This window comes from Luteimonas sp. J29 (assembly GCF_000472505.1).
Lineage (GTDB): Bacteria > Pseudomonadota > Gammaproteobacteria > Xanthomonadales > Xanthomonadaceae > Luteimonas.
Window position 1 is genome coordinate 86,289 of the sequence record NZ_AWZR01000002.1, and the last position, 14,862, is coordinate 101,150.

The 14,862-nt window shown below is 72.7% G+C and carries 12 protein-coding genes; 7 read left to right on the forward strand and 5 right to left on the reverse strand.

Annotation, left to right across the window (positions count from 1 at the left end):
* Window positions 1-5: 5 nt before the first annotated feature.
* Genes LUTJ29_RS0103285 through LUTJ29_RS15965 form a run of 5 tightly spaced genes read right to left on the reverse strand, consistent with a single transcriptional unit; the run spans window position 6 to window position 6,955 of the window.
* Window positions 6-1,829, reverse strand: coding sequence for an acyl-CoA dehydrogenase (locus LUTJ29_RS0103285; protein ID WP_027071297.1), 1,824 nt, complete (start codon window positions 1,827-1,829; stop codon window positions 6-8).
* 4 nt (window positions 1,830-1,833) lie between these two features.
* Entirely contained in the window at window positions 1,834-3,012 is a 1,179-nt protein-coding gene (locus tag LUTJ29_RS0103290; RefSeq protein WP_027071298.1) for an acetyl-CoA C-acyltransferase, read from the reverse strand.
* An 8-nt stretch (window positions 3,013-3,020) separates the two neighbouring features.
* A complete protein-coding gene (locus LUTJ29_RS0103295) occupies window positions 3,021-5,132 on the reverse strand; it encodes a 3-hydroxyacyl-CoA dehydrogenase NAD-binding domain-containing protein (protein WP_027071299.1) in 2,112 nt (703 codons plus the stop codon).
* Between the two features lie 39 nt (window positions 5,133-5,171).
* Window positions 5,172-6,224, reverse strand: a complete 1,053-nt coding sequence (locus tag LUTJ29_RS0103300; RefSeq protein ID WP_027071300.1) for a phosphotransferase family protein — start codon at window positions 6,222-6,224, stop codon at window positions 5,172-5,174.
* Window positions 6,221-6,955, reverse strand: coding sequence for a 2-phosphosulfolactate phosphatase (locus LUTJ29_RS15965; protein ID WP_051322658.1), 735 nt, complete (start codon window positions 6,953-6,955; stop codon window positions 6,221-6,223). Before LUTJ29_RS15965 ends, LUTJ29_RS0103300 begins: the two co-directional genes overlap by 4 nt.
* A gap of 193 nt (window positions 6,956-7,148) precedes the next feature.
* Between LUTJ29_RS15965 and LUTJ29_RS0103310 the strand changes: the two genes are divergently transcribed.
* From LUTJ29_RS0103310 to LUTJ29_RS0103340, 7 genes are read left to right on the forward strand one after another with little or no spacing between them, the layout of a single operon-like run.
* A complete protein-coding gene (locus LUTJ29_RS0103310; RefSeq protein ID WP_027071301.1) occupies window positions 7,149-8,378 on the forward strand; it encodes an acyl-CoA dehydrogenase family protein in 1,230 nt (409 codons plus the stop codon).
* A 1-nt stretch (window position 8,379) separates the two neighbouring features.
* Window positions 8,380-9,207: an IclR family transcriptional regulator gene (locus tag LUTJ29_RS0103315; RefSeq protein ID WP_051322659.1), complete on the forward strand. Its 828-nt coding sequence runs from the start codon at window positions 8,380-8,382 to the stop codon at window positions 9,205-9,207.
* Window positions 9,208-9,227: 20 nt separating this feature from the next.
* Window positions 9,228-10,223 (forward strand): NADPH:quinone oxidoreductase family protein, encoded by a 996-nt coding sequence (locus tag LUTJ29_RS0103320; protein ID WP_027071303.1) that lies wholly within the window; start codon window positions 9,228-9,230, stop codon window positions 10,221-10,223.
* A gap of 33 nt (window positions 10,224-10,256) precedes the next feature.
* Window positions 10,257-11,900, forward strand: coding sequence for a long-chain fatty acid--CoA ligase (locus LUTJ29_RS0103325; RefSeq protein WP_043740312.1), 1,644 nt, complete (start codon window positions 10,257-10,259; stop codon window positions 11,898-11,900).
* Window positions 11,897-13,276: a hypothetical protein gene (locus tag LUTJ29_RS0103330; RefSeq protein ID WP_027071305.1), complete on the forward strand. Its 1,380-nt coding sequence runs from the start codon at window positions 11,897-11,899 to the stop codon at window positions 13,274-13,276. Before LUTJ29_RS0103325 ends, LUTJ29_RS0103330 begins: the two co-directional genes overlap by 4 nt.
* Window positions 13,273-13,704, forward strand: coding sequence for a thioesterase family protein (locus LUTJ29_RS0103335; RefSeq protein WP_027071306.1), 432 nt, complete (start codon window positions 13,273-13,275; stop codon window positions 13,702-13,704). Before LUTJ29_RS0103330 ends, LUTJ29_RS0103335 begins: the two co-directional genes overlap by 4 nt.
* Window positions 13,701-14,834 carry a zinc-dependent alcohol dehydrogenase family protein gene (locus LUTJ29_RS0103340; RefSeq protein WP_027071307.1) on the forward strand — a complete coding sequence of 378 codons (1,134 nt, stop codon included), beginning with the start codon at window positions 13,701-13,703 and terminating at the stop codon, window positions 14,832-14,834. The genes LUTJ29_RS0103335 and LUTJ29_RS0103340 overlap by 4 nt, the downstream gene beginning before the upstream one ends.
* Window positions 14,835-14,862: the final 28 nt, after the last annotated feature.

The window sequence follows — 14,862 nt, forward strand, 5'->3', positions numbered from 1 at the left end:
CTCCCTCAGAACCATTCGTCGCGCATGGCCAGCGCGGTGTCGTCGTTGTCGGCCAGGCGGTCGAGCCACGCATCCACGCGCGGCAGCTCCCAGCGCATGAACCAGCGCGCCGCCTGGCGCTTGCCGCGGGCGAAGCCGTCGTCGCGGCCGCCCAGCGCCAGCACCTGGTCCAGCCACACCCAGGCCACGGTGACGTGGCCGAAGGCCTCGAGGTAGGCACTGGCATTGGCCAGGCGCGCGACCGGGTCATCGACCCGCAGCAGCGCGGCGGTCACCTCGCGCAGCCGCGCCAGGCGCGCTGCCAGCGCGTCCGCCAGCTCCGCGCAGCCACCGCCGGCGGCGCGCGACAGCGTGGCCTCGACCATCCGCACGTAGGCCTCGAACGCAGCGCCGTCGTGCATCGCGACCTTGCGCCCCAGCAGGTCGATGCCCTGGATGCCGTGGGTGCCTTCGTGGATGGCATTGAGCCGGTTGTCGCGCCACAACTGCTCGACGCGGTAGTCGCGGGTGTAGCCGTAGCCCCCATGCACCTGGATGGCGAGGTCGTTGCCGGCCAGGCACCACTGCGAGGGCCAGCTCTTCACCACCGGGGTCAGGAGGTCGAGCAGGCGCTGCTTCGATGCGGCCGCTTCGCCGTCGCCCGCCTCGCGCGCGATGCGCTGCTCGTCGACCAGGCGCGCGCAGGCGAGCACGAGGCCCAGCCCGCCCTCGGCGTAGCACTTCTGCGCCAGCAGCATGCGCCGCACGTCGGCGTGCGCGACCAGCGGCACCTGCGGCTGCGACGCATCCTTGCCCGCCGGGCCCGGCAGCCGCCCCTGCGGCCGGTTGCGCGCGTAGTCGAGCGCGTGCAGGTAGGCCGTGTAGCCCAACGCAGCCGCGCCGAGCCCCACGCCGATGCGCGCCTCGTTCATCAGGTGGAACATGCAGGCCAGGCCGTCGCCCGGCTTGCCGACGAGGTAGCCCACCGCGCCGGCGCGGCCCTGCGGCCGGAACCTGCCCTCGCCGAAGTTGAGCGCGCAGTTGACCGTGGCCCGGTAGCCGAGCTTGTGGTTGATCCCGGCGAGGCTGACGTCGTTGCGCTCTCCGCCCTCGTCCGCGGTCAGCGTGCGCGGCACGATGAACAGCGAGATGCCGCGGGTGCCCTGCGGCAGGCGCCCGTCCGCGTCCGGCACCTTGGCCAGCACCAGGTGGACGATGTTGCCGAGGATCGTGTGCTCGCCCCCGGAGATCCACATCTTGCGGCCGGACAGCCGGTACCGGGGCCCGAGCGGCGTGTCGCGCTCGTACTCGGCGCGGGTGGTGATGTCCGAGAGCGACGAACCGGCCTGCGGCTCGGACAGGCACATGGTGCCGGTCCATTCCCCGCGCAGCTGCGGCAGCGCGAACGCCTCCACCTGCGCCGGGCTTCCGTGGGCCAGCAGCAGCGAGGCATTGCCGGCTGTGAGCATCGGATAGGCGCAGGCGCCGATGTTCGCGGCCGACAGCCAGGCCTGCGCCGCCTTCTCCACCAGCACCGGCAGCTGGAGGCCGCCGACCGCGTCGTCCTGGGTGGCGGCGACCAGGCCGCTGGCCGCCAGCGCACGCACGGCTTCGACCACCGCGTCGGGCAGGCGCACCGCCTCGCCGTCGAACCCGGGCTCCTCGCGGTCGGAGAGCGCGTGGCACGGCAGGAGCACGTCCCCGCCCAGCCGCTCGCAGCTGTCGATCACCGCGTCGAAGGTCTCGCGCGAGTGCGCGGCGAAGCGCGGCGCCGACAGCAGCGACTCGGCGTGCAGCCAGTCGTAGAGCTGGAAGCGCAGGTCCTCGCGCGAGAGCAGCAGGGCCGTCATCGGCTCAGGCCACCTCGAACAGGCCGGCCGCGCCCTGGCCGCCGCCGACGCACATGGTGACCACTACGTACTTCACGCCGCGCCGCCGGCCTTCGATCAGCGCATGGCCGACCAGGCGCGCGCCGCTGACCCCGTAGGGGTGGCCGACCGCGATTGCGCCGCCGTTGACGTTGAGCCGCTCGTGCGGGATGCCGAGCCGGTCCATGCAGTACAGCACCTGCACGGCGAAGGCCTCGTTGAGTTCCCACAGGCCGATGTCGTCGACCGTGAGCCCGGCGCGCTGCAGCAGCTTGGGCACCGCGAACACCGGGCCGATGCCCATCTCGTCGGCCTCGCAGCCGGCGACCGCGAAGCCGCGGAAGATGCCGAGCGGCCGGATCCCGCGTCGCGCGGCCTCCGCCGCCGACATCAGCACGCTGGCCGAGGCGCCATCGGAAAACTGGCTGGCGTTGCCGGCCGAGATCACGCCGCCGGGTAGCGCCGTGCGGATCTTCGACACGCCTTCATATGTGGTGTCGGCGCGCACGCCCTCGTCGGCCGAGAGCGTGACCTCGCGCGTGACCATCGCCCTGGTCGCCGGGTCCGCCACCGCCTGGCGCACGGTGATCGGCACGATCTCGTCGTCGAACAGCCCGGCGGCCTGCGCGGCGGCGGCACGCCGCTGGCTTTCCACCCCGTAGCGGTCCTGGCGCTCGCGGTCGATGCCGTAGCGCCTGGCCACGTTCTCCGCGGTCTGCAGCATCGGCATGTAGATCGCCGGGTGGTGGCGGCGCATCCAGGTGTCTTCCAGCATGTGCTGGTTGATCGTGTTCTGCACCGTGGAAATGCACTCCACGCCGCCGGCCACGAACACGCCCGGCTCGCCGGCGACGATCCGCTGCGCGGCCTGCGCGATCGCCTGCAGGCCCGAGGCGCAGAAGCGGTTGACGGTCGCGCCGGGCACGCTGGACGGCAGGCCGGCGCGCAGCGCGATCTGGCGCGCGATGTTGCTGCCGGTGGCGCCCTCGGGCCAGGCGCAGCCCATGACCACGTCCTCGACCTCGGCCGGGTCCACCCCGGCGCGCTCGACCGCGTGACGCACCACGTGTCCGCCCACCGTGGCGCCGTGGCTGAGGTTGAGCGCGCCCTTCCAGCTCTTGGCCAGGCCGGTGCGCGCGGTGGAAACGATGACGGCTTCGTTCATGGCGTGACTCATGCGGCGGCAGCGCGCGGGCGCGCGACCGGATCGTTGAAGTTGCGGCCGGAGCCGGCCAGTTCGACCAGCAGCGGCGCCGGCTCCCAGGCCTCGCCGCGGTGGCCGCGGGCGTAGCGGCGCATCGCCGCCAGCACGTTGTAGAGGCCCACCTGGTCGGCGTGGAACATCGGCCCGCCCCGCCAGGCGGGGAAGCCGTAGCCGGCGAGGTAGACGATGTCGATGTCCGAGGCGCGCGCGGCGATGCCCTCCTCGAGGATGCGCGCACCTTCGTTGACCAGGGCGTAGACCAGGCGCTCGACGATCTCACGATCGGAGATCTCGCGGCGGGTGATCCCCAGCGCCTTCGACTGTTCGAGGATCATCGCCTCGACTTCGGCGGACGGATGCGGGGTGCGATCGCCGGGCTGGTAGTCGTACCAGCCCTTGCCGGTCTTCTGGCCGAAGCGGCCCATCTCGCACAGCAGGTCCGCGTTCTTCGCGTAGACCATGTCCGGCCGCTCGACGTAGCGGCGCTTGCGGATCGCCCAGGCGATGTCGTTGCCGGCCAGGTCTCCCATGCGGAACGGCCCCATGGCGAAACCGAAGGCCTCCATCGCGCGGTCGACCTGCTGCGGCAGCGCGCCTTCCTCGAGCAGGAAGGTCGCCTGGCGCGAGTACTGCTCGATCATGCGGTTGCCGATGAAGCCGTCGCACACGCCCGAGACCACGGCGGTCTTGCGGATCGCCTTGGCCACCGCCATGGCCGTCGCCAGCACGTCCCTGGCCGTCTTCGCGCCGCGCACCACCTCGAGCAGGCGCATGACGTTGGCCGGACTGAAGAAGTGCAGCCCCAGCACGTCCTGCGGGCGGCGGGTGAAGGCGGCGATGCGGTCGACATCGAGCGTCGAGGTGTTGGTGGCGAGGATGGCGCCGTCCTTCGCGACCGCGTCGAGCTGCTCGAACACGGCCTGCTTGACCGCGTACTCCTCGTAGACGGCTTCGATCAGCAGGTCGGCGTCGGCCAGCGCGGCATAGTCGAGCGTGGGCGTGAGCAGGCCCATGCGCTGCTCGACCTGCGCGGCCGTGATCCGGCCCTTCTTCGCGCTGCCCTCGTAGTTGCGGCGGATGGCGGCGATGCCGCGGTCGAGCGCCTCCTGCGAGGTCTCCAGGATCGCCACCGGGATGCCGGCGTTGAGGAAGTTCATGGCGATGCCGCCGCCCATGGTGCCGGCGCCGACGATGCCCACACGCGCCACCGGGCGCGGCTTCACGTCCGGGCCGACGTCGTCGATCCGGCTGGCGGCGCGTTCGCCGAAGAAGGCGTGCCGCAGCGCGCGCGACTCGGGCGAGTTGACCAGCACGGTGAAGCCCTCGCGCTCGACCGCGATGCCTTCCTCGAACGGGCGCAGCGAAGCGGCGACCGCGTCCACGCAGCGCAGCGGCGCCGGGTAGTGCCTGGACGCCGCGGCCACGCCCATGCGCGCCCAGGCGAGGAAGGCCTGCGCGTCGTCGTGCTCGACCTGGCGGTCGCGCAAGCGCGGATGCGCGGCGCCGGCCGCGATCCGCTCGCGCAGCAGGACGACTGCGGCCTCGACCGCGTCGTCCTCGACCAGCGCGTCGAACAGCCCGCTCCCGTCGAGCCGCTCGGCGGCCACCGGGGCGCCGGACACGATCATGTTCAGCGCGGTTTCCAGCCCCACCGCGCGCGGCAGCCGCTGGGTGCCGCCGGCGCCGGGCAGGATGCCGATCTTGACCTCGGGCAGGCCGACCTCGATGCCGCGGCGGGCCACGCGGTAGTGCGCGGCCAGCGCCAGCTCGAGCCCGCCGCCGAGCGCGGTGCCGTTGATGGCCGCGCAGACCGGCTTGGCGCTCGACTCCACCGCGGCGATCACGTCGTGCAGGTTGGGCGCCTGTTCGGCGCGCGGGGTGTTGAACTCCTTGATGTCGGCCCCGCCGGAGAAGAAGCGCCCGCCGCCGGTGACCACGATGCCGTGGATCGCGTCGTCGGCGTTGGCGGCGTCCAGCGCCTCGGCCAGGCCGCGGCGCACCTCCAGGCCGAGGCCGTTGACGGGCGGGTTGTCGAAGGTGACGACGGCGATGCCGTCGCGCAGTGTCGTGGTTACGGCCATGTCGTTGTCAGCACCGTGGCATGTGGAAAGGGGAAGGGTTCATGGCGTGGCTCCCGCGCGCAGGGCGAAGCCCCAGCCGAGTTCGGCGAGCATCGGCACCTGCGCGGCGAAGCGCGCCGCCTGCGGATCGGTCGCCATGCCGGCGCGCGCGCGCGCGCCGACGCCCTGCAGGATCGCGGCCAGGCGGAACAGGTTGTAGGCCAGGCAGAAGTCCCAGTGCTCGCCGGCGCGCAGGCCCGTGCGGCGCTCGTACTCGCGCACGTAGGACTGCTCGCCGGGGATCCCGAGCGCGTCGAGGTCGAGCCCGCCGAGCCCGGCGAGGAACCCGGGCACGATGTGCCAGGTCATCACGTGGTAGCCGAAGTCGGCCAGCGGGTGCCCGAGGGTGGACAGCTCCCAGTCCAGCACCGCCCGCAGCCGCGGCTCGCCGCGGGCGAAGACCAGGTTGTCGATGCGGAAGTCGCCGTGCACCAGCGCGACCGGCTCGTCGTCCTCGCGCGGCGCCGCGCCGGGCAGCCACGCGATCAGCTTCTCCATCGCCGGGACGTCGCCGTCGCGGCTGGCGAGGTACTGGCGCGTCCAGCGGTCGATCTGGCGCGCGAAGTACCGGCCGGGACGCCCGAAGTCGCGCAGCCCGAGCGCGTCGACGTCGAGCTGGTGCAGCGCCGCGATCGCAGCGAGCATCGCGTCGTAGCGGGCTGCGCGCCCTTCCGCGGACAGCTCCGGCAACGCCGGGTCGCGGAAGATCTCGCCGTCGACGAAGTCCATGACGTAGAAGCCGGCGCCGACGATCGACTCGTCCTCGCACAGCACGTGTACCGCCGGCACCGGGACGGCACTGCCGGCCAGCGCCCGCTGTACGCGGAATTCCCGCTCGATCGCATGCGCCGACGGCAGCAGCAGTTCGCGCGGGCCGGGCCGCGCGCGCAGCACGCAGTCGCGCGCGGCCGTGCGCAGGCGCCAGCCCGGGTTGGAGCGGCCGCCGGCAAGGCGCTCGACGTGCAGCTCGCCGTCGAAACCGTCGAGATGGCCGCGCAGCCAGGCCTGCAGCCGCGCGACATTGGCCTCCACCGCGGGAAAGGCGCCGCTCATGCCTGCACCCTCACCAGCACGCCGTCGCGCAGCACCGGCACCACGTCGCAGGTGTCGCAGGCGGCGGCATGCGCGATTTCCGCCTCCAGCCCCGCGCCGGCCAGGATGCGCCCGACCCGCGACGTCGACAGCGCCCGGCCCGGGTCGATGCCCATGCTGGCGAACTCCGCCGCCAGCGCCGCGTCGGTGGGCGCGTAGTCGCCGGCGGCACGCAGCGCACGCGCCAGGTGGCCGGCACCGATGAAGTCCTCGAGGCTGAACCGCCCCAGCGACCCCGCGCACAGCAGCAGCACCGGCTGCCCCGGATGGTGCGCGACGACGTGCCGCGCCAGCGCGGTGGCATTGCCCAGCGCGCCTGCGTAAACGGCCGCGGCGCCGGCACACGCCGCGATGGCGCGGGTGCCATTGGTGGTGAGGTAGACCAGGTCCCCGCCGCGGACCAGGTGCAGGGCCAGCGCCAGCGGGGTGGCCGGCGCGTGCCCGGGCAGGGTACGCGCCATGTACTCGCCGGCGATGACGACGCCAGGGCGGCACGCGGCCGCGGCTCTCGCGTCGCCGTCGTCGCGCGCCGGGTAGACCGCGGCGGCGCCCGCGCCCAGCGCGTGCACGATGGTCGAGGTGGCGAACAGCACGTCGATCACGACCACGACCCGCCCCGCCAGCCGCGCCGGGTCGACATCCTCCCGGCGGACGAGCACATGAAGCGACGGCGCGGAGCTGGCGGACTGCATCCAGTATAATTCCGTATCGTGGAACTGAATTCTGTAGTTCGGAACCACTCTAGACGGGCGCGTACGGCCATGCAACACCCGGGCGTGCCGCATTGCAGCATGAATTCGCGTATGGACAGGCGGGTTGCGTCTTGCGGAAAGCCCGCATAGGATCGATGCACTTTATGGAATCTCGTTCCATCAGGCGAAACTTATGGACCTGACGCCCTCCCCCCGAAGCCGCGAACTCGAGCGCCGGCTGCGCGACTTCCTGCAGCGCCGGGTGTGGCCGAACGAGGCGGCCTACGAGGAGGAGGCGGCCCGCGCCCGCGCCGCCGGCAATCCATGGCAGCCGAGCGCCCTCGTGGCCCGGCTCCAGGCCGAGGCCCGCGCCGAAGGCCTGTGGAACCTGTTCCTGCCCGACTCGCCGCGCGCCCCCGAGGGCCTGTCCAACCTCGACTACGCGCCGCTGTGCGAACTGATGGGACGGGTGCACTGGACGCCCGAGGTGTTCAACTGCAGCGCGCCCGACACCGGCAACATGGAGGTGCTGGCCCGCTACGGCACCGGGGAGCAGCAGGCGCGCTGGCTCGACCCCCTCCTCGACGGCCGCATCCGCTCCGCCTTCCTGATGACCGAGCCGGACGTGGCCTCGTCCGACGCCACCAACCTCGAGTGCGCGATCCGGCGCGACGGCGACGACTACGTCATCAACGGGCGCAAGTGGTACGCCTCGGGCGCGGGCGATCCGCGCTGCGCGGTCTACATCGTCATGGGCGTCTCCAACCCGGACGCGGACCGCCACCACCGCCACTCGATGATCCTCGTCCCGGCCGATGCGCCCGGGATCACCGTCGAGCGCGCGATGGACGTGTACGGCTACGACGACGCGCCGCACGGGCACATGCAGGTCGCCCTGCGGGACGTGCGCGTGCCGGCCTCGAACCTGCTGCTCGGCGAGGGCCGCGGCTTCGAGATCGCGCAGGGCCGCCTCGGCCCGGGCCGGATCCACCACTGCATGCGCGCGATCGGCGTGGGCGAGCGCGCGCTCGAGGCGATGTGCCGCCGGCTCGCGTCGCGGCGCGCGTTCGGGCGGGCGCTGGCCGAACACTCGGTCTGGCGCGAACGCATCGCGCGCTCGCGCTGCCTGCTCGATCAGGCGCGGCTGATGGTGATGCGCGCCGCGCGCATGATGGACACCGTGGGCAACAAGGCCGCGCGCACCGAGATCGCGATGATCAAGGTGATCGCGCCGCAGGCGGTCGAACAGGTGATCGACTGGGCGGTGCAGGCGCACGGCGCCGCGGGCGTCAGCCAGGACAGCTTCCTCGCCAAGGCCTGGGCGCATACCCGCACCCTGCGCCTGGCCGACGGCCCGGACGAGGTGCACCACGAGACCATCGCCCGCCTCGAGCTGGGCAAGTACCGCGGGGAGGCGGCCTGACATGGGCAACCCAAAGCGCGATCCGAAGTCGCTGGCGCCGGCCGAGGGCGGCCCGCCGCTGGTCAATTCGGTGGTGCGCGCGTTCTCGATCCTGCGCTGCTTCGAACACGGCCGGGGGAACCCCGACGGCCGCTACCTGGGCAACCAGGACATCGCCCGGCGCACCAAGCTGCCCAAGGCCACCGTCTCGCGGCTCACCCAGACCCTGGCCGCGCTGGGCTACCTGGAGTACGCGCCGTCGCGCGAGAAGTACGCGCTCGGGCCCGCGGTGCTGGGCCTCGGCCACGCCTACATGGCCGGCCACGACGTGATCGACATCGCCCAGCCGCTGATGCAGGAGCTGGCCGACTACACCCAGGCGGCGGTGATGCTCGCCGTGCCCGAGGGCCTGCGCATGCTGCTGCTCGAAGTCTGCCAGGGCGACGCGATGTTCAACCTGCGGCTGGAGAAGGGCGCGCGCGTGCCCCACGGCACCACCGCGCTGGGCCGCGCCGACCTCGCCGCGCGTCCGCGCGAGGTGTTCGAGCAGCGCCTGGCCGAACTCGAGCGCACCGTGCCGCCCGAGGCCTGGCCGAAGATCCGCGCCGGCATCGAGCGCGCGCGCAAGGACTACGAGACCTACGGCTTCGTGTTCTCGCTGGGCGACTGGAACCCGGACGTGTTCGCGGTGGGCGTGCCGATGGTCTCGGCCGACGGCACCCGCCATTTCGCCTTCAATATCAGCGGCCGGGTGTCGGTGATGACGCGCGAGAAGCTGGTGCAGGACTTCGGGCCCCGGCTGGTCGCGCTGCGCAACCGCGTGTACGAGGCCACCGAGGGACGTTTCTAGCAACGGGGAGGAAGCGGGACATGAGAGCCGTCGTCTGCGACGCATGGGGGCCACCCGAATCACTGCGCATCGGCGAACTGCCCCTGCCCGAACCGGGGCCCGGCCAGGTGCGGGTGCGCGTGCACGCGGCCGCGGCGAACTACCCGGATGCGCTGATGGTGGCCGGCAAGTACCAGTTCCGGCCCGAGCTGCCCTTCGCCCCGGGCCTGGAGTTCTCCGGCGTGGTGAGCGCGGTCGGCGACGGCGTGGACACGCTGCACCCCGGCGACAAGGTCGTCGGCACCGCGACCCACGGGGCCTTCGCCGAGGAAGTGGTGGCCGAGGCCGGCCACCTCGTGGCGCTGCCCGCCGACACCGGCGACGAAGCGCTGGCCGTGGCCGCCAGCTTCCTGCTCACCTACGGCACCTCCTGGCATGCGCTCAAGGACCGTGCGCAGGCGAAGGCCGGCGAGACCCTGCTGGTGCTCGGCGCCGGCGGCGGCGTCGGCCTGGCCGCGGTGGAGCTGGGCAAGCGCATGGGCCTGCGCGTGATCGCCGCGGCCTCCACCCAGGCCAAGCGCGAGGCGGCGCGCTCGCGCGGCGCCGACGCGACCGTCGACCCGGGCGCCGGGGACTTCCGCGACCAGGTGCGCGCACACGCCGGCAAGGCCGGCGTGGACATCGTCTACGACCCGGTGGGCGGCGCACTCACCGAGACCGCGCTGCGCACCCTGGCCTGGGGCGGCCGCCACCTCGTGGTCGGCTTCGCCGCGGGCGAGATCCCGAAAGTCCCGGCCAACCTGCTGCTGCTCAAGGGCACCGCGCTGCTGGGCGTGTTCTGGGGCGACTTCGTGCGGCGCGAACCCGCGGCCAGCGCCGCCAACACCCGCCAGCTGCTGCAGTGGCTGCGCGAAGGCGCGCTGCGGCCGCTGGTGTCGCGGCGCTATCCCCTCTCGCAGGCGCCGGCCGCGCTCTCCGCCCTGCTCTCCCGCGAGGCGGTGGGCAAGCTGCTGGTCCTGCCGCAGCTGGCCGACTGAGCCTCCGGCCAGCGACCCATCCAGGAGCCGACCATGCAACGTTCCCCGCACTGGCCGCCCGGCCTGCCCCACCACCTCGAACTGCCGCAGACCTCGCTGTACGACAACCTCGCGGTCAGCGCGCGCCGCTACCCGCGCAAGCCGGCGACGATCTACTACGGCCGCGCGCTCGAATACGCCGAGCTCGACGCCCAGGCGAACGCGCTCGCCGGCTACCTGCAGCAGCGCTGCGGCGTGGCGCGGGGCGACCGCGTCGCGCTGTTCATGCAGAACTGCCCGCAGTTCATCATCGCCTTCCATGCCATCCTGCGCGCCGACGCGGTGGTGGTGCCGGTCAACTGCATGAACCGGCTCGAGGAAGTGCGGCACATCGTCCGCGACAGCGGCGCGCGCGTGGCCGTGCTGGCGCAGGAACTCGCGGCCGAGATGCTGCCGCTGCGCGGCGAGCACCTCGACCACGCCGTCGTCGCCAGCTACTGCGACTATGCCGATCCGGACACCGACCTGCCCGTGCCCGACGTGGTCGCGCAGCCGCGCGAGCGCCTCGACGGCACCGTCGCCTGGGCGGACGCCCTGGGCGAACGCCTGGCGCCCTCGCCGCACCTGGCCGGACCGGACGACCTCGCGGTGATGCCCTACACCTCCGGCACCACCGGCCATCCGAAGGGCTGCCTGCACACGCACCGCACGGTGATGCACACCACCGTGGCCGGGCCGGAGTGGTGCTTCGCCCCCAAGGACACCGTGGTGCTGGCGAACCTGCCGATGTTCCACGTCACCGGCATGCAGAACGGCGTGACCACGCCGGTCTGGCGCGGCAACACGATCGTGGTGATGACGCGCTGGGACAAGGCCTGCGCGGCCAGGCTGATCGAGCGCCACCGCTGCGGCTCCTGGACCGCGATCCCGACCATGCTGATGGATTTCCTGCACCAGGACCTGTCGGCCTTCGACCTGTCCTCGATGCACATCCTCACCGGCGGCGGCGCGGCGATGCCCAAGGCGGTCGCCGAGCGCATCCGGCAGCTGTGGGGCATCGACTACGTGGAAGGCTACGGCCTGTCGGAAACGATGGCCCCGACCCACCTCAACCCCGTGCACCGGCCCAAGCCGCAATGCCTGGGCCTGCCGATCTTCGACGTCGATTCGCGCGTGGTCGATCCGCAGACCTTCGAGGAACTCCCGCCGGGCGAGGTCGGCGAGATCGTCTCCCACGGCCCGCAGGTGATGCTGGGCTACCACGGCCGTCCCGCCGACGATCCGGAGACCTTCGTCGAGATCGACGGCAAGCGCTTCCTGCGCACCGGCGACCTGGCCTACGTCGACGACGAGGGCTACTTCTTCATGGTCGACCGGCTCAAGCGCATGATCAACGCGTCCGGCTACAAGATCTGGCCGGCCGAGGTCGAGGCCATGCTCTACGGCCATCCCGCGGTCCAGGAGGCCTGCGTGATCGCCGTGCGCGACCCGCACCGCGGCGAAAGCGCCAAGGCGGTGATCGTGCCGCGCGAAGGCCATGAGGTGACGCCCGCGGACATCATCGAATGGGCGCGTGGCCGCATGGCGGCCTACAAGGTGCCGCACGAGGTCGAGTTCCGCACCTCGCTGCCGCGCAGCGCCACCGGCAAGGTGCAGTGGCGGGCCCTGCAGGAAGCCGAAGACGGGCGGGCGCGGTGAGCGGCGCGCAGCGGCCGCCGGTCGTCGAGAACAGCGGCTGGCGCTGGGGGCCGTTCACCTTCCGCCTGCCGTTCCTGCACACGCGCCCGCACTGGCCGGAGATCGCGCAGGGCCTGCTGGTCGCCACCGCGACCGGCCTGGCCCTGGTGCCGATCCTCGTCGGCTATTTCGGCATGTCGTTCGAGGAGGCCATCGCCGCCTCGCTGCTGGTCAGCACCCTGATCGTCATCGCGCTGTGGGTGTTCGGCGAACCCTACGCGCCGGGCTGGACCACGCCGGCGCTGCCCCTGGTGCTGGCCTTCGTGCTGCCACGCTACGACACGCCGGACCTGCGCTTCCAGGCGATGACCGCCATGTCGCTGTCGTTCGCCGTGCTGGTGTTCGTGCTCGGCATCACCCGCGCCGGACCGCGCCTGATCGCCTGGCTGCCGCCGACGCTGCGCGCCACCATCCTGATCGGTTCGGCGCTGGCCGCGTTCCGGCAGGTGTTCGTGACCGACGCGCCGCGCTTCCTGCACCAGCAGCCGGTGTCGATCCTGCTGGCCTGCGCGATCTGCCTGGTCGTCGTGTTCTCCGCGCCGCTGCAGCGGCTGCAGCGGCGCATGCCGTGGCTGCGCCACCTGGTCGCGCTGGGCCTGCTGCCCGGCTTCCTGGCCGCCGCCGTCGTCGGGCCGCTGGTGGGCGAAGTGAGCTACGACGTGCAGTGGGGCTGGATGCTGCCGCCGGTGGGCGACGCGCTGGCGAAGATGTCGCCCTTGGCCATCGGCTGGCCGCCCCTGTCGATGTACCTGGACGTGCTGCCGCTGGTCCTGCTGACGTACGTGATCACGTTCGGCGACTGGGTCACCGCCGAAGCCGTCATCCGAGACGCGCAGCCCGCGCGTCCGGACGATCCGATCCGCATCGACGCGCGCCGCTCGCACCTGACCCTGGCCGTGCGCAACGCCGCCGCGGGCCTGGTCGCGCCGTTCTTCACCACCCAGGGCGCGCTGTGGGCAGGGGTGCACGTGGTGGTGGTGTCGCGCTGGCGGCAGGGACCGCAGGCCATGCGCGACCTGCACAGCGGGCTGATCTCCTACTACATGATGGGCCTGCCGGTGATCTACTTCCTGCTGCCTCTGCTGACCGGGCTGCAGCCGCTGCTGGGGGTCGCACTGGCCATCACCCTGGTCACCACCGGCTTCGCCTGCGCCTACATCGGCATGGGCATCCCGCGCAGCAACGCCGAGCGCGGCAGCGCGGTGCTGGGCGGCGTGGCCCTGTCGCTGTTCGATCCCTGGATCGCGCTGGCCGCGGCACTGGCCTGCTGGTGGCTGCTGGTGGGCCGCGAGCAGAAGCCGGCCACGGCAACCGCCAGCGCGGAGGAACGTGCATGAGCACGCGCGCCGACTATCGCCACTTCCTGTCCATCCCCACCCGCTGGAAGGACAACGACGTCTACGGCCACGTCAACAATGTCGAGTACTACAGCTACTTCGACACCGTGATCAACACGTATCTGATTACCGCCGGCGGGCTCGACATCCACCGCGGCGCGGCGATCGGCCTGTGCGCCGAATCGCATTGCCGCTTCCTGCGCGAGATCGCCTTCCCGGGCAGCGTGGATGCCGGGATGCGCGTGGAGAAGCTGGGCAACAGCAGCGTGCGCTACGGCATCGGCCTGTTTCGCGCCGGCGAGGACGAGCCTGCCGCCGAAGGCTGGTTCGTGCACGTGTTCGTCGACCGCGAGAGCCGGCGCAGCACGCCGATCCCGGACCGCATCCGCGCGGCCCTCGCGCCGCTGGTGGTGGAGGCGGCGCCATGACCACAATGCGCGCCGCGGTGCTGCGCACGATGGGCGCGCCGGCCCCGTATGCACGGTCGCGCCCGCTCGCGATCGAAACCGTGCGGCTGCAGCCGCCGGGGCGGGGCGAGGTACGCGTGCGCGTGCGCGCCGCGGGCCTGTGCCATTCCGACCTGTCGGTGATCGACGGCTCGCGCCCTCGCCCCATGCCGATGCTGCTCGGGCACGAGGCCACCGGCGAGGTGGTCGAACTGGGCGACGGCGTCTCCGGCCTGCGGGTGGGCGACCAGGTCGTGTTCTCGTTCGTGCCGATGTGCGGGCACTGCGGTCCGTGCGCCTGCGGCCGCCCGGTGCTGTGCGAACCCGGCGCGGCCGCCAACGCCGCCGGCACCCTGCTCGACGGCGACGTGCGGCTGCGCGACGCGCACGACGCGCCGCTGCACCACCACCTGGGCGTGTCCGGATTCGCCGAGTACGCCGTGGTGTCCGAACGTTCCGCGGTGCGCATCGATCCGGACCTGCCGCCCTCCATCGCCGCCCTGTTCGGCTGCGCTGTGATGACCGGCGTCGGCGCGGTGGTGAACACCGCCGGGGTGCGCCCGGGCGAATCGGTGGCGGTGTTCGGGCTCGGCGGCGTCGGCCTCTCGGCGGTGCTGGGCGCCGCCGCCTGCTCGGCCTGGCCGCTGGTCGCGGTCGACGTGGTGCCGGAAAAGCTGGCCCTGGCACGCGAACTCGGCGCAAGCCACTGCATCGACGCGCGCGAGGGCGACGTGGCCGCGCAGGTGCGCGAGGCGACCGGCGGCGGCGTCGACCACGCGCTCGAGACCGCGGGCAGCGAGCGCGTGCTCGCCGCCGCCTACGCCGCCACCCGCCGCGGCGGCTGCACGATCACCGTCGGCCTGCCCGCGCCCGACCGCATGTTCAGCGTGCCGGCGGTGGGCCTGGTCGCGGAGGAACGCACGGTCAAGGGCTCGTACATGGGCTCGGCGGTGCCCCGCCGCGACATCCCGCGCTACGTGGCCCTGCATCGCGCCGGCCGGCTGCCGGTCGAGCGGCTTCTCACCCACACGCTGGCGCTCGACGACATCAATGCCGGCTTCGACCGGCTCGCCCGCGGCGAGGCGATCCGCCAGGTGGTGCTGTTCGACTGAACGGCGCGGCGGGCGTGCGGCCGCGCAT

Coding starts and splice junctions, on each gene's coding strand:
- LUTJ29_RS0103335 (WP_027071306.1), top strand. CDS start 13,273: ATGAGCACGCGCGCCGACTATCGCCACTTCCTGTCCATCCCCACCCGC.
- LUTJ29_RS0103325 (WP_043740312.1), top strand. CDS start 10,257: ATGCAACGTTCCCCGCACTGGCCGCCCGGCCTGCCCCACCACCTCGAA.
- LUTJ29_RS0103340 (WP_027071307.1), top strand. CDS start 13,701: ATGACCACAATGCGCGCCGCGGTGCTGCGCACGATGGGCGCGCCGGCC.
- LUTJ29_RS0103300 (WP_027071300.1), bottom strand. CDS start 6,224: ATGAGCGGCGCCTTTCCCGCGGTGGAGGCCAATGTCGCGCGGCTGCAG.
- LUTJ29_RS0103290 (WP_027071298.1), bottom strand. CDS start 3,012: ATGAACGAAGCCGTCATCGTTTCCACCGCGCGCACCGGCCTGGCCAAG.
- LUTJ29_RS0103285 (WP_027071297.1), bottom strand. CDS start 1,829: ATGACGGCCCTGCTGCTCTCGCGCGAGGACCTGCGCTTCCAGCTCTAC.
- LUTJ29_RS0103315 (WP_051322659.1), top strand. CDS start 8,380: ATGGGCAACCCAAAGCGCGATCCGAAGTCGCTGGCGCCGGCCGAGGGC.
- LUTJ29_RS0103295 (WP_027071299.1), bottom strand. CDS start 5,132: ATGGCCGTAACCACGACACTGCGCGACGGCATCGCCGTCGTCACCTTC.
- LUTJ29_RS0103320 (WP_027071303.1), top strand. CDS start 9,228: ATGAGAGCCGTCGTCTGCGACGCATGGGGGCCACCCGAATCACTGCGC.
- LUTJ29_RS0103310 (WP_027071301.1), top strand. CDS start 7,149: ATGGACCTGACGCCCTCCCCCCGAAGCCGCGAACTCGAGCGCCGGCTG.
- LUTJ29_RS15965 (WP_051322658.1), bottom strand. CDS start 6,955: ATGCAGTCCGCCAGCTCCGCGCCGTCGCTTCATGTGCTCGTCCGCCGG.